Source organism: Sphingobium sp. CR2-8 (assembly GCF_035818615.1).
Taxonomy (GTDB): domain Bacteria; phylum Pseudomonadota; class Alphaproteobacteria; order Sphingomonadales; family Sphingomonadaceae; genus Sphingobium.
On the sequence record NZ_JAYKZY010000001.1, the window covers coordinates 788,598 to 812,124 of the forward strand.

Annotated in this window: 21 protein-coding genes; 16 read left to right on the top strand and 5 right to left on the bottom strand. The window is 58.3% G+C overall.

Features of this window, described 5'->3' with window-relative positions; genetic code table 11:
- Nucleotide 1: 1 nt before the first annotated feature.
- The gene (locus U5A82_RS03305) at nt 2-1,243 is read right to left on the bottom strand and encodes an acetyl-CoA C-acetyltransferase (RefSeq protein WP_326288598.1); all 1,242 of its coding nucleotides are present in this window, start codon (nt 1,241-1,243) and stop codon (nt 2-4) included.
- A gap of 218 nt (nt 1,244-1,461) precedes the next feature.
- Here U5A82_RS03305 and U5A82_RS03310 point away from each other — a divergent pair, with 218 nt between their 5' ends.
- The 12 genes from U5A82_RS03310 to U5A82_RS03365 all read left to right on the top strand — a co-directional run bounded on the left by U5A82_RS03310 (nt 1,462) and on the right by U5A82_RS03365 (nt 14,664).
- Nucleotides 1,462-2,628, top strand: coding sequence for an acyl-CoA dehydrogenase family protein (locus U5A82_RS03310; protein WP_326288599.1), 1,167 nt, complete (start codon nt 1,462-1,464; stop codon nt 2,626-2,628).
- A gap of 20 nt (nt 2,629-2,648) precedes the next feature.
- Nucleotides 2,649-4,379, top strand: coding sequence for an acyl-CoA dehydrogenase family protein (locus U5A82_RS03315; protein WP_326288600.1), 1,731 nt, complete (start codon nt 2,649-2,651; stop codon nt 4,377-4,379).
- Nucleotides 4,380-4,419: 40 nt separating this feature from the next.
- Nucleotides 4,420-5,595 carry an acetyl-CoA C-acyltransferase gene (locus U5A82_RS03320; protein WP_326288602.1) on the top strand — a complete coding sequence of 392 codons (1,176 nt, stop codon included), beginning with the start codon at nt 4,420-4,422 and terminating at the stop codon, nt 5,593-5,595.
- A gap of 64 nt (nt 5,596-5,659) precedes the next feature.
- Nucleotides 5,660-7,693, top strand: coding sequence for a 3-hydroxyacyl-CoA dehydrogenase NAD-binding domain-containing protein (locus U5A82_RS03325; protein WP_326288603.1), 2,034 nt, complete (start codon nt 5,660-5,662; stop codon nt 7,691-7,693).
- Between the two features lie 27 nt (nt 7,694-7,720).
- Nucleotides 7,721-8,473 (top strand): SDR family NAD(P)-dependent oxidoreductase, encoded by a 753-nt coding sequence (locus U5A82_RS03330; protein WP_326288605.1) that lies wholly within the window; start codon nt 7,721-7,723, stop codon nt 8,471-8,473.
- A 15-nt stretch (nt 8,474-8,488) separates the two neighbouring features.
- Nucleotides 8,489-9,658 carry an acyl-CoA dehydrogenase family protein gene (locus tag U5A82_RS03335; protein ID WP_326288606.1) on the top strand — a complete coding sequence of 390 codons (1,170 nt, stop codon included), beginning with the start codon at nt 8,489-8,491 and terminating at the stop codon, nt 9,656-9,658.
- A complete protein-coding gene (locus tag U5A82_RS03340; protein WP_326288608.1) occupies nt 9,655-10,734 on the top strand; it encodes a phosphotransferase in 1,080 nt (359 codons plus the stop codon). Before U5A82_RS03335 ends, U5A82_RS03340 begins: the two co-directional genes overlap by 4 nt.
- Before the next feature lie 25 nt (nt 10,735-10,759).
- Entirely contained in the window at nt 10,760-11,425 is a 666-nt protein-coding gene (locus U5A82_RS03345; RefSeq protein ID WP_326288609.1) for an SDR family oxidoreductase, read from the top strand.
- Nucleotides 11,422-12,282, top strand: coding sequence for a coenzyme F420-0:L-glutamate ligase (gene cofE, locus U5A82_RS03350; RefSeq protein WP_326288611.1), 861 nt, complete (start codon nt 11,422-11,424; stop codon nt 12,280-12,282). The genes U5A82_RS03345 and cofE overlap by 4 nt, the downstream gene beginning before the upstream one ends.
- Complete coding sequence (gene cofD, locus U5A82_RS03355; protein ID WP_326288612.1) at nt 12,279-13,208, top strand: 2-phospho-L-lactate transferase; 930 nt, start codon at nt 12,279-12,281, stop codon at nt 13,206-13,208. The genes cofE and cofD overlap by 4 nt, the downstream gene beginning before the upstream one ends.
- Nucleotides 13,209-13,213: 5 nt before the next feature.
- A complete protein-coding gene (gene cofC, locus U5A82_RS03360) occupies nt 13,214-13,792 on the top strand; it encodes a 2-phospho-L-lactate guanylyltransferase (RefSeq protein ID WP_326288800.1) in 579 nt (192 codons plus the stop codon).
- 497 nt (nt 13,793-14,289) lie between these two features.
- On the top strand, nt 14,290-14,664 hold the full coding sequence (locus U5A82_RS03365; RefSeq protein ID WP_326288614.1) for a GH32 C-terminal domain-containing protein: 375 nt from the start codon (nt 14,290-14,292) through the stop codon (nt 14,662-14,664).
- 178 nt (nt 14,665-14,842) lie between these two features.
- Here U5A82_RS03365 and U5A82_RS03370 read toward each other — a convergent pair whose 3' ends face one another.
- The 4 genes from U5A82_RS03370 to U5A82_RS03385 form a co-directional block, all read right to left on the bottom strand.
- Nucleotides 14,843-15,871, bottom strand: a complete 1,029-nt coding sequence (locus tag U5A82_RS03370) for an alpha/beta hydrolase family protein (protein WP_326288615.1) — start codon at nt 15,869-15,871, stop codon at nt 14,843-14,845.
- A 55-nt stretch (nt 15,872-15,926) separates the two neighbouring features.
- Nucleotides 15,927-18,482 carry a TonB-dependent receptor gene (locus U5A82_RS03375; protein WP_326288616.1) on the bottom strand — a complete coding sequence of 852 codons (2,556 nt, stop codon included), beginning with the start codon at nt 18,480-18,482 and terminating at the stop codon, nt 15,927-15,929.
- A 186-nt stretch (nt 18,483-18,668) separates the two neighbouring features.
- A complete protein-coding gene (locus tag U5A82_RS03380) occupies nt 18,669-19,643 on the bottom strand; it encodes a FecR family protein (protein ID WP_326288802.1) in 975 nt (324 codons plus the stop codon).
- Nucleotides 19,618-20,520, bottom strand: a complete 903-nt coding sequence (locus U5A82_RS03385; RefSeq protein WP_326288617.1) for an RNA polymerase sigma factor — start codon at nt 20,518-20,520, stop codon at nt 19,618-19,620. Before U5A82_RS03385 ends, U5A82_RS03380 begins: the two co-directional genes overlap by 26 nt.
- Here U5A82_RS03385 and tnpA point away from each other — a divergent pair.
- From tnpA to U5A82_RS03410, 4 genes are all read left to right on the top strand, one after another.
- On the top strand, nt 20,471-20,851 hold the full coding sequence (gene tnpA, locus U5A82_RS21685; RefSeq protein WP_442802137.1) for an IS66-like element accessory protein TnpA: 381 nt from the start codon (nt 20,471-20,473) through the stop codon (nt 20,849-20,851). The genes U5A82_RS03385 and tnpA overlap by 50 nt on opposite strands.
- A complete protein-coding gene (gene tnpB, locus U5A82_RS03400) occupies nt 20,848-21,201 on the top strand; it encodes an IS66 family insertion sequence element accessory protein TnpB (RefSeq protein WP_278391367.1) in 354 nt (117 codons plus the stop codon). The genes tnpA and tnpB overlap by 4 nt, the downstream gene beginning before the upstream one ends.
- Before the next feature lie 154 nt (nt 21,202-21,355).
- On the top strand, nt 21,356-22,882 hold the full coding sequence (gene tnpC / locus U5A82_RS03405) for an IS66 family transposase (protein WP_326288792.1): 1,527 nt from the start codon (nt 21,356-21,358) through the stop codon (nt 22,880-22,882).
- A gap of 40 nt (nt 22,883-22,922) precedes the next feature.
- A complete protein-coding gene (locus U5A82_RS03410) occupies nt 22,923-23,519 on the top strand; it encodes a glutathione S-transferase C-terminal domain-containing protein (protein ID WP_326288803.1) in 597 nt (198 codons plus the stop codon).
- The last annotated feature ends 8 nt before the right edge of the window (nt 23,520-23,527 follow it).

Sequence of the window (23,527 nt, forward strand, 5' to 3'; positions counted from 1 at the left end):
GTCAGATCCGCTCGATGATCAGCGCCGGCGCCATTCCCCCGGCCGCACACATGACCACCAGCCCACGTTTGAGATCCTGTCTTTCCAGTTCATCGAGCAGCGTTCCCACCAACATCACACCGGTTGCGCCGATCGGATGACCAAGCGCAATCGCGCCGCCATTGACGTTCACTTTGCTACGATCGAGCGACAGGGCGCGAATGAACTTTTCCGGTACGACCGCAAAGGCTTCGTTCACTTCCCAAAGGTCGATATCGTCAGGGGTCAACCCCGCTTTGGCCAGGACCTTGGCGGTGGAAGGTACGGGCCCGTTGAGCATGAGCGTGGGATCGTCGCCCAGTTCCGCCATGGCGACAATTCGGGCGCGCGGCACAAGTCCGTGTTTGCGGGCATAGTCGGACGATGCGAGAAGAAGCGCCCCTGCACCATCGACAACACCCGCCGAGTTTCCTGCATGATGGACGTGGTTGAATATAAGGTCGGGATAAGCTTTTCGAATAAGGTCTGCAAAGCTGGTTCCAGACGCGTCAAATGTCGCGTCTGCCGCATGGGCAAAAGCTGAAGGCAGTGCGGCCAACCCCTCTCGCGTGGTCTGGGGCCTGGGATATTCCTCGCGGTCGAGCGCAAGGCGGCCATCCTCATGATAGACTGGGACCAAAGAGCGATCGAACCGACCTCCGGCAATGGCGCGGTCGGCCCGACATTGGCTTTCATACGCCAACTCATCAAGCACTTCGCGATCAATACCTTCCAGCGTCGCGATCGCGTCGGCGCAAAGGCCCTGGCTTGTCTGCGGATGGCGAGCGCGAAGCCGCGCGTTGCCTGCGTCTGGAAGGAACGGGACCGCCGGGTCACGTGGCAGCAGTTTACGATAGGACATCAGCTCGGCGCCGCCTGCGATGTTGAGATCCTCCATGCCCGCCATGATCTTGGCCGCCGCGAGACTGACTGCGGTCAGACTGGACCCACAAAAACGGTGAATGGTGACACCGCTTGCCCTGGTGTCAAAGCCTGCGTCCAACGCGGTCATGCGGCCAAGGTCATTGCCCTGCTTACCCGCTTGTTGCCCGTTGCCCCAGATGATGTCCTCGACATCGGCAGTGTTTATACCGGTTCGATCGGCCAGCGCCCGTAACACGGTCGCACCGACTTGCTGAGGATGAATGTCGGTGAGGGCACCCTTGCCGATCTTGCCGATACCACGCGGTGTCCGGCATGCGTCGATGATCCATGCTTCCTGCATTCTTTCCTGCTCCTTCTCCGGACTGTTGCCCAGACCTCCATGTTTTGCAGCTGTAGGGACAGCCGTTGGCACGGGATTTAGCGTAATTTCGGCGGAAACTGTCAAGCAGTAACTTGACGAGCATCAAATAAATTGCTGTTTGCTTAAAAACGTCCACGCAGCGAATCGCCGTCAAGGCCACGGCGCGAACCAGAACAAGACATGGGAAAGGATGGGCTGTGCACTTTGAGCTGAGCGAAGAACATCAGATGGTGACCGAGCTCGTCACGAAGTTCGCTCGCGACTTCATGATGCCTCTTGAAGCCGCGGTGATGGAGCGGGAAGCCTCCGGCAAGGAGATGTACGTCACCAAGGAAGAGCAGGCCAGCCTGGACGCCAAGGCGCACGAGCTGGGACTTTTTGGACTGGACGCACCTCTTGACATCGGCGGCGCGGACTTGCCCATGGTTGCCATGGTCGGTGTCGAGGAAGCAATCGGCTACACGGTAACACCCTATGTGTTGCCGCCAGACTCGCCCAATCTGCGCATGCTGATCGCCACCGTCGACGACCGTCAGCGCGAAGCCTATCTTACCCCCCTTGTCGCCGGGCAAACCAAGTCGGCCATTGGTATTTCCGAACCCGGCGCCGGGTCGGATCCTGCGATGATGAAGACGCGTGCCGTGCGCGATGGCGATGACTGGATCCTCAACGGACGCAAAATCTGGATTACCTATGCAGATGAAGCGGACTTCACCATTGTGATGGCGGTGACGGATCCCCAGAAGGGCGCGCGAGGCGGCATGAGTGCCTTTCTTGTCGATCGGGATGCACCAGGCTTTAACATCATGCGCCGCATTCCCATGCTCGGCGGCCAGTCGACCTATGAGATCGCGCTTGATGATTGCCGCGTCGAAGGGTGGAAGTTGCTGGGCATCGAAGGTCAGGGCTTTGCGCCGATGCAAACCAGGCTGGCAACGCGGCGCATTCAGATGGCGGCGTGGTCAATCGGGATGGCGCAGCGTGCACTCGACATGCTTATCGATTACGCCCCGCAGCGCGTCACGTTCGGGGCGCCCCTTTCTGAGCGTCAGACCATTCAATTCTGGGTCGCCGAGGCCGCTACCAAAATCCATGCCGCGCGTCTTATGGCCTATGATTGCGCGTGGAAGCTCGACAATGGTCGCGATGTCCGTTCCGAGATCAGCATGATCAAATGGTACGCTACCGAAATGGCCTACACGGTCGTGGACCAAGCCATGCAGGCGTTCGGCGGGATGGGCATGACGAAGGAAGTCCCGCTACAGCTCATGCAGGCAAAGCTGCGGACGATGCGCGTCTATGATGGGCCAACCGAAATCCATAAATGGGTTATTGCGCGTGGCTTGCTTGGAACACGTAAGTAAAGCCGCAGGAACAGACAGTCATGATTTTTGCGTGTCCAGTCACCGAGCAGCGATTTCTCCTGCGCCACATAGCAGCCGTTGACGATCTTATCGGTAGCGATCGGTTCGAGACGCTTGACACAGATGTGATCGAGGCCATCATTCACGGTAGCGCCGAGTTTGCCGAGGGTGAATTCGCACCACTTCTCAGGATCGGCGACGACCCGGGGCCACGGTGGACGCAGGGCAAGGTCGTTATGCCCGATGGCTTTCGCGAGGCCTATGCCGCTTTCATCGAGAGCGGCTGGGGGACGATCGCATCCCCATCGGCCTATGGCGGTCAAGGCCTGCCCTTCAGCCTTGCAACCTTGGTGCTGGAAAATCTAAGCGCCGCAAATCTGGGTTTCGCAGCCTGCCCCACCCTCACTGCAGGGGCGATCGAGGCGATCGAGGCCCATGGTTCAACCGATCAAAAATCACGCTGGCTCCCCAAGCTGATAAGCGGCGAATGGTCGGGCACCATGAACCTCACCGAGCCACAGGCCGGTTCCGACGTGGGAGCCTTGCGAACGGTGGCAGAGCCGACAGAAAACGGGCTTTACCGCATCAAGGGCCAAAAAATCTTCATTTCATTTGGTGAGCATGATCTTGCTGCCAATATCGTGCATCTCGTCCTTGCACGCCTTCCTGATGCGCCGCCCGGTTCTAAAGGCATTTCTCTTTTTCTCGTGCCACGTCAGAGGCTCGATGCAGATGGAAACCCTGGCCCGGCCAATGACGTACGCTGCGCCTCAATCGAGCATAAGCTTGGTCTTCACGCGTCGCCAACCTGCATCATGGTCTACGGCGATAATGACGAATGTCTGGGCGAACTGTTAGGCTCTGAAAATGGCGGCCTGCGCGCCATGTTTACGATGATGAACAACGCACGGATCAACGTGGGAAATCAGGGCATTCAGGTCGCCGAGCGTGCGCGACAGCTTGCCCTCGCCTACGCCCGCGATCGCATTCAGTCTCCGCGGGCAGATCGCAGTTCGGGTCTGGAGCCTGTAGCGATTATCGGCCACCCCGATGTACGCCGGATGATCCTGCGCATGAACGCCCTTACTCAGGCCGCCCGCGCGCTGCTTTATTACGCATCTGGTCAGCTGGATCGTGCCCATCTGGGCGATGCGCAGGCGCTCGTACGGGCCGAACTGATGACCCCGCTTGTCAAAGCCTATGGATCAGACGTCGGATGTGAGGTCGCAGCTCTAGGCGTCCAGGTGCATGGGGGCATGGGCTTCATCGAAGAAACCGGCGCGGCCCAGCATTATCGCGACGCGCGGATCATGCCTATCTATGAGGGCACGAACGGCATTCAGGCGGCAGATCTCGTCGGCCGGAAGCTCGTGGGTGACAAAGGCATGGGTCTGGCGAGCCTGCTGGCCGAAATCAGAGCGGACGTCGGCACAGCGCCCACCATCATGGCCTTGGCCCAAGCCGTGGAACGGGTAGCCCAATGGATGATCGCCGCGCCCATCAACGATCGACTGGCGGGCAGCTATCCGTTCATGCAGATGACGTCCGTCCTGACCGCCGCCTGGCTGATGGCGCGACAGGAGGCGTTGCTTGATGCGGACGCAGACCCGCCGGATTTCGCGGCTGGCAAGCGTGCGGCCGTGCGCTTTTATCTCACCTGCATTGTTCCAGAGGCCACGGGTCTTGGCGCCGCAGCGCAATCTGGCGCCGCATTGCTCTACGACATCACGGACGAGGCATTGACGGCCTGACCCTCCGCCAGCGCACCTAACATATTTTGGAGATTTGCCCATGCGTTCAGCCGTCATCGTTTCCACCGCCCGCACCCCCATCGGTCGGGCCTATCGCGGCGCATTCAACAATCTACCCGCCCCGACCCTGGGCTCCCATGCCATCAGGGCAGCGGTAGATCGGGCAGGTATCGACCCTGGAGAAGTCGATGACGTGGTCATGGGCTGCGCCCTGGAACAGGGCCATGCCTATCCCAATGTGGCGCGACTGGCGCTGCTGGCAGCTGGCTTGCCCGATACTGTTTCAGGCATGTCCTTGGACAGGCAATGTGCATCGGGGCTTATGGCGATCGCCACAGCCGCCAAGCAGATCATCAGCGATCAAATGGACGTTACTGTCGCTGGCGGGCTTGAATCGATCAGCCTTATCCAGACGCCGGATTTGCGGTTCGCGCTCGACCCTCAATTACAAGCCCTTCATCCCGACATCTATATGCCGATGCTACAGACCGCCGAAGTTGTCGGTGCGCGGTACAAGATCGGGCGCGAAGCGTGCGATGACTATGCCTTGCAGTCCCAGCAGCGCACGGCGCATGCGCAGGCCTCCGGCAAATTTGACGACGAGATCGTGCCAGTTACGGCAACGATGCAGCAAATTGACAAGGCAACAAAAGAGATATCCCAAGTCGAGGTCACTTTGCGCAAGGACGAAGGCAATCGCCCGGAGACCACCCGTGAAGGCCTTGCTTCCCTGAAATCCGTGGTTCCTGATGGTATTGTCACTGCGGGCAATGCGAGCCAGCTCTCCGATGGTGCGTCGGCATGCGTTCTCATGGAGGAACAGCTTGCACAGCGCAGGGGTCTGACGCCGCTGGGCCGCTATGTCGGCATGGCGGTGGCTGGCACCCGGCCCGACGAAATGGGTATCGGCCCGGTCTTTGCCGTACCAAGGCTACTTGAACGCTTTGGCCTCTCGATCGAAGACATCGGTTTGTGGGAACTGAATGAAGCGTTCGCAGTGCAGCTTCTCTATTGCCGCGATACGCTCGGCATTCCCGACGAGCTGCTGAACGTCAACGGCGGTGCCATTTCGATCGGCCATCCCTATGGCATGAGCGGTGCGCGGATGGTGGGCCATGCGTTGATCGAGGGCAAGCGTCGTGGCGCTCGCCATGTCGTGGTGACGATGTGTGTTGGCGGCGGCATGGGCGCGGCGGGATTGTTCGAAATACTCTAAGGCCCGGTGGGAGACAATTCCATCCGGACACACCGAAATGCTGCCTAATAGAATGAGAAGCGCGATGCTGAGCTTTAAACGCACTGATGATATCTGCGAAATCATCTTTGAAAATCCGCCGGTGAACGCATTTGGCGCGTCTTTGCGCAAAGCGCTTCTCGAAGCGGTCAATCGCGCAGAGGATGATGCGCTGATCCGGGTTGTTCTGCTCCGCGGCGTAGGAAAGATGTTTTCCGCAGGCGCCGATATCAGCGAGTTTGACCGACCCGAGGAAGCACCAGGCCTGTCAGAGTTAGTCGATCGTATCGAAGCTTGCTCGAAACCCGTCCTTGGGGTGCTTCACGGTCAATGTCTGGGCGGTGGGCTGGAAGTGGCGATGGGCTGTCACTATCGCATCGCAGCGCGGAGCACGCGGATCGCCCTGCCTGAAGTGACGCTTGGCCTGTTGCCCGGCGCGGGTGGCACCCAGCGGCTTCCCCGCCTCATTGGCGCCATAGCCGCCCTGGACATGATCGTGACTGGTGCACCGATTTCTGCGCAGGAGGGCGAGGCGCTGGGATTGATCGATCAGCTGGCCGACGATCAGGAGCTTGCCTCGGTCGCGCTAGAATATGCACGAACACTTTCGACGCCGCGCCGGACTGGCGACAGAGCTGTAGCGGCGAGCGCAGACGAGGTGGACGCATACGTCGCGGCCAATCCCAGAAAATATGGTGGGCTAGAGGCCGATAAGGCGTGCGTCGAAGCGGTGAAGGCTGCGACCCACGAACCTTTTGCGCAGGGACTTGCCCTGGAGAAGTCTCTTTTCGACCGGCTCGTCAAAAGTGATCAGGCGCGAGCCCTTCAACATGCGTTCTTTGCCGAACGTCGCGCAGCTACCATAGCAGACTTGCCCAAGGATATGCCCAAGCGATCCATCGGGCAAGTCGGTGTGATCGGCGCCGGTACCATGGGCACCGGCATCGCCATGAATTTCCTGATCGCGGGCATCCCGGTCATTCTTGTCGAGAAGCAAGCAGACGCTCTGCAACGGGGTGTCGAAACGATAGCCAGGACATTTGCCTCAAGCGTCGCGAAGGGCAAGATGAAGGCGGATCAGGAGGGACGGGCCAACGCCCTGCTCACGCCGACAATCGCTTTCGATGCGCTCAGCGCGTGCGACCTCATCATCGAGGCCGTGTTCGAAGACATGGCGGTCAAGAAAGATATCTTCAGGACGCTCGACCAAATCGCCAAACCGGGCGCCATCCTGGCGTCCAACACGTCCTTCTTGGACATTGACGAAATGGCCGCCGTCACCCAGCGGCCAGACGACGTGGTCGGCCTTCATTTCTTCTCCCCGGCTAACATCATGAAGCTGATCGAAGTCATCAAGGGAGCGCAAACGGGCCAGGATGTGCTCGCGACCTGCATGGACCTGGCCAGACGGATCGGTAAAGCTCCGGTCCTTTCGGGCGTATGCTACGGATTTATCGGCAACCGGATGCTGCTGCCCAGGCTCGACCAGGCGAAACAATTGCTGCTGGAGGGAGCCACCATCGCGCAAATCGATTCCGTCAGCATACGGCTGGGACTGCCTGTCGGGCCGTTGCAGATGATCGATCTGGCAGGGGTAGATATCGGGTGGCATCGCGACCCATCCCGGATCGACAATCTCAATGATGCGCTTTGCGCCAGCGGACGGCTGGGCCAGAAAAGTGGCGCTGGCTATTATGACTATGACGACCGACGCAGACCCGTGTGCTCGCCGGCCGTCGACGCGATAATCCAGCAGTTCCGGGCGGAGGCCGGCATCGAGCCTCGGCCCGTATCGGACGAAGAGATCCTGGTCCGCACTGTTCATATCATGATCAACGAGGCAGCGCTGATCCTGGAGGAAGGGATCGCACAGCGTGCCTCCGACATCGACACGGTTTGGATGCTTGGCTTTGGCTGGCCGCGCTGGACGGGTGGTCCACTCTGGTGGGCGCAACAAAAAGGGGTCGATGGCATCGTCGAGGATCTCGAGCGGCATCGCGGTAGTTTTGATCCTTCTTTCGCCGTGGCGAAGTCGCTGAAAAAGGGATCGCAAAACTATCAACCTTTCTATCCGGCATAGATGAAAGAGCAAGCGATGGACGATCACATGCAGCGGTGGCGGCTGGACGGCAAGGTGGCCTTGGTCACTGGTGCATCAGGCGGGCTCGGCGCTTATTTTGCCAAAATTCTGGCGGCGGCCGGGGCCTCCGTCATCATCGGCGCACGTCGGCTGGACGCACTTCAAAGCGTGACAAGCGAGATCACAGCACTTGGCGGCATATGCGAAACCGTAAGCCTCGACGTCACGCGTGCCGATTCCATCGCCGCGATAGCGCCGGTTCTGGAGCGGGTGGACATTTTGGTGAACAATGCAGGGCTGGTGCGGGATCGCAGTGCGCTCGAACAGTCTGAAGAGGACTGGGATGCCGTGATCGACACCAACCTCAAGGGTATGTTCCTGATGGCTCAGGCGGTCGCCAGGGCCATGCAGCGACGCAATGCGGGCGGGACGATCATCAACATCGCATCAATTCTTGGCCTTCGCCAGGCTGGCGGCGTCCTACCCTATGCCGTGTCAAAGGCGGGTGCGATCCAGATGACCAAGACACTCGCGCTTGAACTGGCGCGCTACAAGATTCGGGTGAACGCACTGGCACCTGGTTACGTCGCCACGGAACTGAACGACGAATTCTGGCGCAGCGATCATGGCAAGGCGATGATCAAGCGGATACCCCAGCGCCGTCTTGGGCAAGTCGATGACCTGGAAGGCCCCCTGCTTTTGCTCGCTTCTGACCTCTCCACCTACATGACGGGATCGGTGATCGAGGTGGATGGCGGTCATCTGGTCAGTACGCTTTGAACAAGGATGAACAAGATGACTGATCGTGCCACTGCCATAGCGGATCGCGTGGAGGCATTCGTTCGCGATATTGTGGTTCCGTACGAAAAGGACGCGCGCCTTACCGTTCACGGTCATGGACCACCAGAGGACCTGGTAGCAGAACTGCGGGCCAAGGCACGCACAGCGCAGGTCATGACGCCGCATATTCTTGACGATGGCTCTCACCTCTCGCAGCGTGAGACCGCAATCATACTCAAGCGATCGGGTCTTTCTCCCCTCGGGCCTGTCGCCGTCAACACCATGGCGCCTGACGAAGGCAATATGTACCTGCTCGGCAAAGTCGGAACGCCCGAGCAGAAGGCCCGCTTTCTGGCACCTTTGCTGTCGGGAGAGGCTCGATCGGCCTTTTTCATGACCGAACCGGCAGCCGATGGCGGTGCAGGCGCGGACCCATCAATGATGCAGACCGAGTGTCACCTTGAGGGCAACCATTGGGTCATCAATGGCCGCAAGGCCTTCATCACCGGCGCGCAGGGCGCAAAAGTGGGCATCATCATGGCCAAGGCACCGGAGGGCGCGTGCCTGTTCCTAGTGGATCTGCCTGATCCCGCAGTCCGCATCGAACGACTGCTGGACACGATAGACAGCTCGATGCCCGGCGGCCACGCCATTGTCACCATCGACAATCTGCGCGTGCCAGCAGACCAGATGCTCGGCGCCAGCGGCGAGGGCTTCAAATATGCCCAGGTCCGCCTCAGCCCGGCGCGTCTCTCTCATTGCATGCGCTGGCACGGTGCTGCGACACGCGCGCAGGAGATCGCGACCGCCTATGCCTGCAAGCGGCAAGCGTTCGGTAAATTGCTTGTCGACCACGAAGGCGTCGGCTTCATGCTGGCGGAAAATCTGATCGACTTGAAACAGGCCGAACTGACGATCGACTGGTGCGCTGACGTGCTGGACGGCGGCTCGCTTGGCACGGCGGAAAGTTCGATGGCAAAGGTAGCGGTGTCCGAGGCACTGATGCGTGTGGCTGATCGATGTGTGCAGGTGATGGGCGGCACAGGTGTGTCCGGCGACACGATCGTGGAACAGGTGTTTCGGGAAATTCGCGCTTTTCGCATTTATGACGGCCCAACCGAGGTGCATAAATGGTCCCTGGCGAAGAAGATCAAGCGCGACTTCCTCAAGGCGCAGGTCGCATGAGCAGCGGCGACGACAATCTTGGGACCAGCGCGGTCCGCGAAGGCTATGCCTTTGACGAAGCGGCGCTCGCACGATGGATGGGTGCAAACGTGCCGGACTTTGCTGGACCGATGCGTGTCGAACAGTTTCGCGGTGGCCAGTCCAATCCTACCTACAAGCTGCTCACTGCGACCCGCGCCTATGTACTGCGTCGCAAGCCGCCCGGAAAGCTGCTCAAGGGGGCACATGCTGTAGAACGCGAGGCCAAGGTCCTGATCGGCCTGGCCAAGGCGGGCTATCCTGTCGCGCATGTTCACGCAGTGTGCACCGATGAGAACATTATCGGGACATGGTTCTACATCATGGATATGGTCGAGGGTCGCATATTCTGGGATGCGACCATTCCTGGCGTGCACAAGAACGAACGAGCGGCGATCTTTGATGCGATGAACGGCGCGATGGCACAGTTGCACCTGGTCGATTACAGCCATGTCGGCCTTGGCGATTATGGCCGCACCGGCAATTATTTCGAGCGGCAGATCGGTCGTTGGGCAAAGCAATATGAAGAAGACGCCGACGCCGGGCGGAACCCGGACATGGATCGGCTCATTGCATGGCTGCTGGATCATATGCCGGCCGGTGACGACGGATCCAGCCTGATTCACGGCGATTTTCGGATCGACAACATGATCTTCCACCCGACCGAGCCGAAGGTTCTGGCGGTCCTCGATTGGGAGTTGTCGACACTGGGACATCCCGGCGCTGACTTTGCCTACAACGCCATGATGTACCGGATGCCGCCTCATATCGTAGCAGGCCTCGGGAATGCAGACATTGCTGGCCTGGGCATTCCCAGCGAGGAAGAGTATCTCGCGGCCTATTGCGCCCGGACCGGTCGCGACAACCTGCCCGGCTATGGCTACTATATCGCGTTCAACTTCTTTCGTCTGGCTGCGATCTTTCACGGTATAAAAGGCAGGGTATTGCGCGGCACTGCGTCCAGCGCCCAGGCGAAGGAACGCGTTGCCGTTCTACCTGAACTGTTCGCGCTGGCATGGCGTCAGGCAGAACTGGCCGAACGGTCGGCTATAAACTAAAAAACATCGTTCTAGGAGAATGTTCATGAGCCATTTTGTTGTGACAGGAGCCGCCGGCGTTCTGGGGGATGCCGTTGCACGCTTCCTCATCGAACAGGGCAATGACGTTACCGGAATTGACCTTTCAAGTCAGGCACCTGAATTTGCCGGAAATTTCATTGGATCGGTCGATCTGACTTCGGCTGAGGGCGCCCAGGCCGCGGCCGACAGGATCCTTGGCAGCGGGCCGGTCAATGGTCTCGTCAACATCGCGGGTGGATTTCGTTGGGAAACCATCGGAGACGGTAGTCCGAGCAGCTGGGAATTTCTTCACAAGATCAATGTGATGACCGCCCTACATAGCAGCCGTTCATTCCTCCCCTCGCTCATTTCCGCCAAAGGCGCGATCGTCAATGTTGGTGCTGCAGCAACGCTCAAGGCAGGGCTCGGCATGGGCGCGTACACAGCAAGCAAATCAGGTGTCGCCCGTCTTACAGAAGCGCTCGCCGAAGAGCTGAAAGAGAAGGGTGTTCGGGTGAACGCGGTCTTGCCTTCGATCATCGATACCCCAACCAACAGATCGGACATGGGTGAAGCCGATGTGGGTAAGTGGGTAGCTCCGCGCGAGCTTGCCCAGGTTATCGCCTTCCTGCTCTCCGACGCGGCGTCTGCTGTCACAGGTGCCAACATCCCTGTAACAGGCAGGCTATGAAATCTGGTCGCTTCACTTCATTTCAAGCCGCCATCTTCACGTTCAATATCGCTTTTCGAATCGACTTCGCCTCTGATCCGGATTTGGCCCTGCTCATCATGATATCTATACATCCATTAGATAATCTGCCCGAGGTCGAAGAGGGCGAAAATTTGTCCGCGCTTTTGCGTCAAAGCCTGGTTTCGCTAGGGTTATGGCCACTCAAGGCGGGCGATGTCCTGGTCGTGACGCAAAAGATCCTGTCCAAGGCAGAGGGGCGTTCGGTTCCTCTCGCGTCGGTAGAGGTAAGTGCCAAGGCTAAGGCCATGGCAGCTTCGACCCGAAAAGACCCTCGACTAGTAGAGCTCATTCTGCGCGAAAGCAGCGGGATTGTGCGGGCGGTACCTCATGTCTTGATCACGCGGCACCGGCTGGGTCATGTGATGGCAAATAGCGGCATTGACCAATCCAATATCGGACCGGGCGATGAGGAGCGAGCATTACTGCTTCCGGTAGACCCTGACGGGTCTGCTGCTGAATTGCTGCAGTCGCTTGCGGATCGGGACATCCCTGGTGTTGGCATCGTTATTTCTGACAGCTTTGGAAGGCCGTGGCGTCACGGCGTGGTCGGCATCGCAATCGGTGCGGCAGGGCTGCCGTCACTGGTAGACCGACGTGGCGAACAGGATCGCGATGGACGGCGCCTTGAAGTGACGCAGATCGCTCTGGCAGACCAGATTGCAAGTGCTGCAACATTGGTGATGGGTGAAGGCGCCGAGGGCGTGCCAGCCGCGCTCCTGCGTGGCGTATCCTTCCCCCTCGGCAATGCGGGAGCATCTGCCTTGATACGACCGGTTGAAGAGGATCTTTTCACATGAGCACGCTTGTGCTGACAGGCGGCGTCGGCGGCGCCAAACTCGTTCTGGGCCTCACTCACGTTTTGCCCCCGGAGGATATTACCGTCATTGTAAATACCGGTGATGATTTTCAGCATTTGGGCTTGGCAATTTCTCCCGATATCGACACGTTGCTATATACCCTGTCAGGTCGATCGAACGCCGCGCAGGGCTGGGGTCGCGAAGGGGAAACCTGGAGCTTCATGGAAGCCCTCAGGTCGCTGGACGCCGAAGACTGGTTTCTCTTGGGTGACGGGGATTTGGCGTTACATATACTGCGGACGCACTGGCTTAGTGCAGGAGAAAGCCTGAGTTGTGTAACCGAGCGGTTTGCCACCAGCTGGGGCTTGAAATCGAAAATTCTGCCGATGAGCGACGACAAGGTGGCGACCCATGTTGCTACCAATGCCGGGGACTTGAGCTTTCAACGTTATTTCGTCGAACAACGTTGCGCGCCTCCTATTCAGTCGGTCCGATTTGCAGGTGCGCAGCAGGCCCGTCCGGCCCCCGGCGTCATCGAGGCGATCTGCAGTCCCAAGACAAGCAGCATCCTGATCGCGCCATCCAACCCGTGGCTTAGCATCGACCCCATCTTATCTGTACCGGACATAGTCGATGCCTTGAGGCGCGCCAAAGCGCCGGTTGTTGCCATATCCCCGATCGTTGGCGGTCAATCGGTGAAAGGCCCGACATCGAAGATCATGACCGAACTTGGTATCGAAATCAGCAATTCTTCTATCGCGCGCCATTACAATGATGTTATCGACGCGATCCTGATAGATGAGCGCGACCCTGCGGATGATCTTGAAGTCCCCTTCTGCGCTACCGACATACTGATGACGACATTGGATGATCGTATAAGAGTAGCGAGCGAAGCGTTGAAGCTGGCACGCAGCATTGCTGTTTGACAGCCGTGCATAGTTGGGTGGTTATCCCGATCAAGGCGCCAGGCGCTTGCAAGACCCGGCTGGCGACTGTTCTCAACGCGAACGACCGCTGTGCGCTGGTGCGGGACATGCTAGGACAGGTCGTAGAAGCGGCTCGAAGCGTGGTTGGCGACGACAATGTCAGGGTGCTTGGACCTTCTGTTCACGGCTTATCATCACCTGTAAAGCTGCTCCCTGATCCGGGAGGCGGTCTCAACGCTGCAGCAGCCAGCGCGCGTGATGCGGCTATATCCTCTCGAGTTGGACGACTGTTGCTCATCTCCGCTGATTTGCCTCGCATCGGCCGGGCCGATATTGAGGCTCTCTTACATGTCCGCCAAGACTATCTCGGGATCGCACCTGATCGCGGACGCCAAGGCACCAACGCGCTCTCCCTGCCTTTGCCCAAAGCATCGAGTTTTCTCTTTCAATATGGTGTCGGAAGTTTTCATGCGCACCGCGCCGAAGCGCATCGCCTGGGTATGGATTTCGTAGAAATTGTTCGTGATACCCTGTCTCTTGATATCGACTATCCCGATGATCTTGAAGCCTGGCGAGAGGTCTGAACAACATCGCCTCTGGGAGATGACGTGACATACCGAAACTGTCGCCTGAGCTACGTCGATGGAAATGACACAACAATCGCCGGAGCTGAAATCTCTGCGAAATCACGTCCAAACTGCCCTTTAGCTGCTTCTTGGATGGGCATCAGTGCGAAAAAATCTGGATAAAAAACAAGCCAAGCAAGCCCTACATCGAATGCTGGAAAATCCTATCGCCTTGAAAAGGGATTTTCCAACATTCGAGCCATAGACATTAAAACTCGAGCTTCTCCTCAAGGTGATTATCAACGTCAGCGCGCGAGATCTAGAGGGTTTGATGTCCCTGCCCCGCACGGTGTCGCTACGCCAGACCCCGGCCGGATACCGGATTGCGCAGGCTCCCGTCGACGAAGTGGAATCCCTGCGGCGCGACCCCGTGCATGGAGAGAACCTCATACTGAGCCAACAGGAATTTGCCCTTCCCGTCGAGGGCGGCTCGGTCGAGCTTCAACCAGACATCGATGCGGGAAGCGCGGACCAGATCGTGCTCGCGCTGTCCGACGATCGATCAGGGTTACCGCACGCTTATCGGCGTCAATCCGACAGTGAAAGAGTTATTCGTCGATCAAACGCGGTCAGGCCCGCATTTCCACGACGCTTTTCCGGATCGGCACAATGCTCCGATTAAGATCGAGCAGAGGCATTTCACGATACGCCTACCAGTCGATCAATCGATAGTCGAGGTCTATGCTGACAATGGCGAAACCACCATCACCGATCGCTTCTTTCCCGCTGGCGGCCAGCTGCGCTGGAGCGCCTACGCCCGCAACGGCAAGGCGACTATCCGCTCTCTCAATGCCTGTCGATTGGACAGTCTTACCCAAGCGGCCAAATGATACCCACCATTGCATCGGCTAAAAGAGCCTGCAAGGCTTTCCGGCTTGAAGCCGGACGGTCCCTGTCCGTGTGTAGTCTGCACGCCATACGCGGACAGGGACCATTTTCATTGCTCGACTTCTCTTCAGCTTCCCATCTCTCTTTGTGGATCACAAGGTCCCGTTTGAACCGCCTCTGCTAAAAACCGCACTCCGTCTTGAGCCAGGCGATCACCGACCTTGCCAGCGCAATCCGTGCGGTCAGGTAATAATCATTTGCCTCTAGAATGACCTGCGCAAAATGCTTTGCGCCAGCATTCTGCATTGCCTGAACAAGCGGCTTGTGATGCAACTCAACATATTCCCTACTGGAATGACCAATGAGCAGTACGTTTTTGTCGACCAACTTGGACGCGGCCTTTACCATGTCGAAACGATCATATTGCGCTGAGGTCAAAGCTTCCAGTTCCGCCTTGAGATCGACCCGTCCGGCGGTGGATTGTTTCAGATCACTAAAGAACTTACCATATTTGGCTGAAAATGGCCGTTCGGGCAACATGCCAGGGCCAACGGTAATGACGGTATTGAGATTTGCGTTTTCAGCGCCGCCGATCCAGCCCATCATGCCGCCGCCGCCGCTTTTCCCCAGCACCGCGATCCGATCCGGATCCACCTGGAAGCTACGGGGAATACCTGTCCCGGGAGGCACTACATGTCGACCTCCATCCTGCCGTAGGAAATCTACGGCGGAAAACAGATCCTCAAGCGCGGTGACGAAAGAATATTTCTGGTTATCATCCCACATGCCGCGCGGATTGAAGCGCATCACATGGATGCCCGCGCCCACTAAGGCCGGCACAAGGCTATCGAGGCTATCGCCGCCATAGCGTTGTGGCGAAAGGACCACGCACCCCTTTGCTCCGGGACCATCGGCAAGCCACATGAAGGACTGAACGACTTTTCCCTGACTGGTAAAAATATGGGGGAAATGCATGGATGGATAATCGGGATCTAAATAGGGTGAATCTGTGGTCGCATAGTCGGTGCCCGTGGCAAGTGGCCAAAATTGCCTCGCCATTTTATCACCATTCGCTGCTTGGCTTGCTCCGGCTCCTGCAAACGAGGTCACAAGCGCTGCGAGACCACCTGCCAAAGTTCGGCGAGAAACGCTCGTCACAGTGTCCAGATGCGCTATCTGCGCCTCGCTAGCATTTTTGTCATGCTTCATGATGTCGATCCTATAATTGCGTTGAAAAGCTGGCGCTGAAGCCACTCAAGCTGTTTTACTGGGCACCGAAGCGGTAGGTGAGTTGGAGAGATATTTGGCGGCCCCGATTGACGATGCCGTAGCGATCGGCATCGAATGTCGGGCCGTTCGTTCCGGAAGGGCCGCCTGTAAACAAAACCGAATTCGACAACTGGTACGGATGCCTGTTCGTCAGGTTTCGCCCTAGCAACGCGGCCTCCCAATGACCGCCGCCTTGCGTCAGCCGAATATTGGAGTCCAACATCCAGAACCCACCAAGTTTGCTACTTGGTGCGAGATTTGATTCCGTGAAATAGCTGCTCGTGTAGCTTGCGTCGGCCGAAAGCCCCAGACGCCAGTGTTCGCCCACATCACTCTCATAGTTGATCCCGGCATTGCCAGACCAGTCCGGCGCATTGTTGAACGGGCGCCCGCGAAGATCCTGAAGCGAGTAGGCACCGGTGGGACGAAGCCCAGAGTTGCAACCAGCCGCAATCGATTGACCGGGATAGCAACCAGCGTTGTAAATATTGTAGCGCGCATTGTTATATCCGATCGCGCCGCGAAACGTCAGCCCTTCCACGCTGGTCTGCCAGTTGAGATCGGCTTCAATGCCTTTGACGGTGCCCTTGCCGGCGTTCGCGATGGCGAATTGCGTGCCATCCAGGTAAGTCACCTGCAATCCGGTAGTGACATAATGGTACGCACTCAGATTAGCCCGGAGCCGGTTTCCAAAGAGCAGTGCCTTGACACCTGCCTCTCCCCCTTTGGTCACTTGTTGCTGATAGGGCGCACCGCTTGGCGTGAAGCCTCCGCTGAGGAATCCGCGCTTGTAGTTTGCGAAGACAGTCAGTTTGCTGGAAGGTCTCCATGCGGCGGTCAGTTCCGGCGAGAAATTCCGCCATGTGCGATCCGGATCGGCCGGGAGCGGGATGTTGGCGACATTTTTGAAGGAGACGTCCTTCTTTTCCCACGAATACCGGCCGCCACCAGCTAGCTCTACGGTTGCGATCGGATTGATCCGCACTTGGCCGAAGATCGAAGCATGGGAGCCACCAAGGTTAAGATCAGCACCGCTGATCTTGAAGGGGTTGTCTGGATTTCTAACGTCCTGGAAATCGTACAGAAATTTGGTATCCTGAAGATATAGGCCTGCTAAGAAATTGACCGGTCCTTCAAAGCTGCTGGCCAGGCGCAGTTCCTGGCTTAACTCACGCAGGTCGATATGATAATCGCCAACGATTACGCGGCTAGCGTCTGAAGTGGATAGGTAGGGGGACACCCAGTCGATCTTAGCCTTGTACAGGCTTGTGAGCGATGTCACGGTAAGCAGATCCGACGGCCGGTAATTGAGTTCCAAAGAGCTCAGAAGCTGTTGCTGGTCCAGCACGGGATCACCGTCATTCAGGCCGAACCTCTGAAAGTTAGGCCCGAAGCCTGTATAGGAGACTTTGTTGTCGGCCTTGCACGTCTCCGATGCTCGATTAGCGCCAAGCGCCAGCTGGGGAATGGCGAAGGGGCAATAGACATATTGCCGTGTCGACGGATTGCCGGCGCTTTTGACCTTTCCGTAATTGAGCTTGAATCGCGCATCGAACATGTCTGACGGATCAAATTTGAGCGTCAGTCGACCGGCGGCCTCCCGATCGTGCGGAAGACGACTTCTTGCAACACCGAACGGCTCACTGGACGGGTAAATATTTTTCTCCCATCCCGACATATGCGAGCCCAGGAAGGCGATGCGCACCCCAAGCGTATCTGTCACTGGTCCAGAGACAAAGCCGTCGATTTGCGCTTCGCGTCCGACAAACTCGTATAGCGTGGATAGTTTTGCTTCAAATTTGCCGGTCGGATCCGCGGTGCGCATCGAGATGACACCTCCTGGGCTGTTCTTTCCGAAAAAAAGCCCTTGCGGCCCTTTGAGGACTTCAATTTGTGCCAGATCCATCTGGCCGATACGACGAACACTTGACCGCGCGACCTGTGCACCATCAATGTTGAAGGTGACGCCTTGATCCGCGGTCGTCGTGTTAGCATTTGCACCGATCCCGCGTAGCACGATGCTGCCTCCTTGGATCGAACCTTGCCCAATCTGAAGCTGTGGAATGACGGCGTTCAGTTCTTCGACACGGGTCAAATGGCGCCGGTTGATTTCGCTCTGGCTAACACCGCTAACGACCACGGGAGCCGAAATCGACGCTTCGTTCCGGCGCCGGGCCGTCACCACAATATCGCCATTTGGCGCGCCGTCTGCGTCTGATGCCAGTGTAGCTGGCGCAAACGTCTTGGAGGGAGAAGGGGCGACTGCCCGCCTGATCGTAATGATACCCGTGGCATCGGAAGGCTGCCGTGCAACAAGGCCAGTACCGGCAAGCAAACGCCGGAGCGCGGCTTCGACTTCCAACTTGCCCACGACAGCGTTTGCGCGCTTTCCCCGAACCAGCTCTTCGCTCGCCAGTATCTGACGACCAGACTGCTTTGCAAAAGTTGCGATGGCCGAGTTAGCCGGTTGAGCAGGGATGGAGAAATTTCGAACTTCGGCTAAAGCAGGCTGCGTCGAAATAGCAGCGATCATCGCTATTGAGATGCTCATATATGTCCCCCATGCCGGCGGCGCGTCTTTGCGCCTTTCCTTATTGCTGTGATGCACGGCGCGGCCCTTTCCGACGGGGGACATTTATTTTTTCATATTTTTGTAAAATAGGTATCTGCACTCATGGCATAAATTTGGGGATAGATAGACATATCGAGACGGACCAATGCCATCGAAGAGCAGCGATTATCGCATAATGAAAATTTCGTTTTCCCGTTGCACGACATGCGCTCCAGTCATGTCAACAACAGCGTCCGCAAACTTCATTGGATCGTTTGTCCGAAAATAGCCGACAAGGCGCTCACGGCCGATCGACGGGTCGCCGACAACGATCTGCTGACGATTATAGCGATTGAGTTCCGCCACGGCATAGTCGACAGTTTGTCCGTCCACGACGATCTCTCCACCGCGCCACGCCAGGGCCTGCTCCACATCCTGTGATTTGCTATCAATGGGCGAAGTAGCGCCAATAACGGCTGCGTCGACGAAAGAGCGAGAACCGGCCGCTAGTCGGCGGCGGGCCTCTTCATGCCCGTCAATCCAAGTTTCAACGACGCCTTCAGTGACAAGAACATCGGCTCCGTCAGCATGTTGGCGTACAGCAAATGCAGTTCCGACGGCACGAACACGAACTGTGCCGGATTCAACCACAAAAGGGCGCGACTTGTCGTGCGCCACCTGAAACCAGGCCTCGCCCTTCTCCAACTGAATGGTACGTCGTCGCGGTTCCAAGGTGATGGCGAGCCGACTGGCGGTATTGAGGACCGCCACGGATCCGTCGGCGAGCGGCACGCGTCGTATCTCGCCTAAGTCCGTGCGCAATTCATTCCGCCGCAGGCGAGGCAAAACGAACATTGAACCAACTCCGGCAGTCAACGCTGCAGCCCCGGCCGAAAATTGCAGAAACCGTCGGCGATCAGGATGCGGTAAGCCTTCAATCATAGCTGGCGGTTCTGCAGATTCACTGCTGACCGCGAGCGCCCGTCCGCGATCAAGATAGGCTAAGGTTGCCTGAGCGCGCAACAATGCGCCGTGGTGGAGAGGATCTTCTGCGAGCCAAGCAGACAGTACCGCCTCCTCGTCTGTGGACAAGGAACCAGCGTCGAGTTTGATAGCCCAAGAAGCTGCGCAGTCATCAGTCATCTTGGTTCTTCGTTGCATGTTGCTCACTTCGTCTTCCCGTGATTTGGACACCCCCTCCTTCTTCTTCCGCAATGGCTTTCATAATGAGCTTCAGTCCCCGAATGGCCTGCGCCTCCACAATATGTTCGGCTAGACCAAGGCGTTCGGCGATCTGGCGCTGAGGTACTCCTTCTATGCGCCGGAGGTGAAAAATCTCGCGACAACGGTCCGGCAGCGCAGCGATCAGCCGCTCGACGCGCGCCAGTTCCTGTCGGGCACTGGCCTGCCGTTCTGGGCCAGGGGCAGAATCTTGCAACGTCATTGCCTCAACCTCCGTCAGGCTTTCTATCCGAACTATTCGGTCCCTGCGAACGCGACGAAGCATCACCGATCGAGCTGTTGTGAATAGATAGGCTCGCCCATTGCGGATGTGATCCACGCCTGACAACTGCGAGATACATAGATAGGCGTCGTGGATGATGTCATCGATATCCTGGGATGGCAGCGACCGACGGCGGAGCCAAGCGCGCAAATCCCCTTCGTAGGGAACGATGTTGCTCCCGACCCATGCGATGATATCGCTACGGCATCCTACCAAGCGCTTCACCCCTTCAGGAGACACCTTGTCGATGCATAGTAGATGCATGACAATATCATTTCCGACGATGAACGTTGAAATTTTTTTATTGTAGCCCGGCCGGCTCGACAGTAAGCGGTAAAAATCCCCCACATTTTCATGATTTGGCGATTTGGTAAGTAGTGCGCCTTGCATTTGCGAGGTTGCGATGAGTGGTGATTTCGAAACGGGTTTCGAAACTGAAAGGGCTGAGAGGGCAGGCAAGGCCGAGCGTCTTGATGTCATTCCCTTGTCGAATGGCAACCGTGGATGGACTCCGGCGGCGAAGGCGCGGATCATTGAGGAGAGCTTCAAGCAGGGAGCGAATGTGTCTGAGGTGGCGCGGCGTCATGGCATGCTCCCGCAACAGCTTTATAACTGGCGAGGGCGTTTCCGAGAGCGGGCCGAGGGGATGGCCTTTGTTCCCGCGGTGATCGAAGACCCGGCTGCACCTCCCGTACCGCCGCCATCTTCCGGGCCACCGGCGCCCTCAGTGTCATCGTTGCCCGCGAGCCTGAGGAGTGGCGGTGAGATCGTCATCGAGACCCGCGGGCTGTCGATCCGCATCCCGTCGCACGTCGATGCCGACCATATCGAGCGGGTGCTCCTGGCCGCGCGGGTGACCACGTGATCATCCCGCCCGGGCCGTTGAAGGTGCTGGTTGCAACCCAGCCCGTGGACTTCAGGAAGGGCATGGTAGGCCTCGCCTCACTGGTGCAGCAGGAACTGCGGCTCGACCCATTCTCAGGCATGCTTTTTGTCTTCCGGGCACGCCGGGCAGACAGGATAAAACTCCTGCTATGGGATGGCACCGGGCTCGTACTCGTGACGAAGCGGTTGCAGGATGGGAAGTTCCGCTGGCCCCGACCGGGAGACGGCGTGATGAAGCTGTCGGCGGCCCAGGCTTCGGCGTTGTTCGAGGGGCTGGACTGGTCGCGCATGCATGTGCCGCGCGTGCCAAAACCACTTCATGCACAGTAGATCGCACGCCTGATTTTGTCTGGCGCAGGGGTGTTCCCAGCCGTGCGAAACCGGCTAGAATACGGGCGTGGCGGCGCATCCTGAACCCCCTCTCGAGACCAGCCCGGAGGCTGGATATGACGAGCTTCCCGATAATGTGGAGCAGCTCAAGGCGATGGTGCTGGCCGAGCGCGCTCGCGCGGCGCGGCTTGAACATATCCTCAAGCTGATCAACCGCTCGACCTTCGGCAAGCGTTCGGAAAAGCTCCCGGTCGATCAACTGGCATTGACGCTGGAAGACCAGGGCGTCGCCCTTGGCGAAGCCGATGGCTTGCAGGACAAGACCGCCGAGGAGGCCGAACGTTATGGCCTCAGGCCGCGTCGTCGACGGGCTCCGGATGCCGAGCGCGCATCACTGCCAGCGCATCTGCCGCGCTTCGAGACAGTGATCGAGCCCGAAAGCCTGGAATGTGCCTGTGGCGGGGCGCTACACAAGATCGGTGAGGACCGGTCCGAAAGGCTCGACATCATCCCGGCCCAGCATCGTGTGATGGTGACGATCCGACCCCGCTATGCCTGCCGCTGCTGTAGCGACGGCGTTCGCCAGGCGTTGGCACCGGCACATGTCGTGCCGGGCGGCTTGCCGACCGAAGCGCTGATCGCCGATGTTCTGATCAACAAATATTGCGACCACTTGCCGCTTTACCGTCAGTCGAAGATCTTCGCCCGGCAAGGCATCGAGATCAGCCGCGCCACTCTGGCGAACTGGGTTGGTCGCGGCATCGCTGCGCTGATGCCGATCACCGACAGGATGCGCGCCGATGCGCTTGCCCGTGCCCGTCTGTTCGTCGACGAAACTACGGTCAAGGTGCTGGCACCGGGAACGGGCAAGACGAAAACCGGCTACATGTGGGTCATAGTGTGCGACGATCGCGCTCATGGCGGCGTCGATCCGCCTCTGGCGCTCTATACCTATATGCCGGGACGCGGAAAAATGTGGGCCAGGCAGTTGCTAGGGTCATACCAGGGCATCCTACAGGTCGATGCCTGGCAGGCTTATGACCAGTTCGGCAAGGATGATAGCGCCGACGCCGGCGTCACGAAGTCCTTTTGTTGGGCTCACCTGCGACGCGGCTTCGTCGATGCAGGCAGCGATGCCCCGGTCGCGCAGGACGCTTTGCAGCGCATTGCCGAAATCTATCGCATCGAGAAGGAAATCCGGGGGCGCGCGGCCGAGGAACGCCTTGCCGTCAGGCAGGAGCGAACCCGTCCACTGGTCGACAAGCTCCATGCCTGGTTCGCCGCCACCGCACCGCGCATGATGGCTGGATCGGCAACGAGCGATGCGATGAAATATGCGCTCAAGCGCTGGGCGGGCTTTACCCGGTTCCTCGACGACGGCAGGATCGAGATCGACAACAACGCCGCCGAACGGGCCGTCAGGCCGGTGACTCTCCAAAGAAAAAATGCACTCTTCACCGGCCACCAACTCGGCGCCGAAAACTGGGCAGCGATCTCCTCGCTGGTCGAAACCTGCAAGATGCTGGACGTCAATCCCTACGCCTATCTCTGCGATGTCCTGGCCCGGATCATCACCCGCGCAGACACCGATCCCATCGACGATCTGTTGCCGTACAACTGGCTCGATGCCAACGCCGCCCAAGCTTCGTTCGAACTAAGCAGCATCGCAAGCGCCGCCTGATCACTCAGATGACAGCACCGCTCCCAAGGCCACGTGGGGGATTTTTACCGCTTACGCTCGACAGAGCTTCGCTTTCCGATCTTATGAAGAGCCTAAGCAAGCAAGATTCCTCGCAATGAACCTGATGGGAAAGATACCGATCCTGGAACTGTATGATGGAGCCATAATTTCGGGATCGACGGCCATCACCGAATATCTCGACAATCTCGATAGCAATCCGATTTTGACTGGAAAGACGCCGAAGGAAAAAGACGTTATCCATATGATGCAGCGGCGGGCAGAGATGATGGTGATTGATCCGATCGACGACTATTTTCACTACGGCACACCACGCCTTGGCCTTGCATTACGTCCGTGGCGCATGCCGGAATGGGGCGGCGCTCAGGAATGGGGTAAAAGGCGCGGCTTCTACGCCGTCGCCAATCTGGCATATTTCGATAGTCTGTTATCAAACCAGCCCTATCTGGCAGGTGGGCGTTTCTCGATGGCGGATATCACACTTTATTGCAGCTTTCTTTTTGCGGACCTGATCGGCTTACCTCTTATGACCGGACATTCGTCACTGATCGCATGGCGAAAAAGGGTCGATGCGCTACCGTCGGTGTCGAACCGGAGCAGAAAAGGAACAAGGGCCTAAGCCCAGGC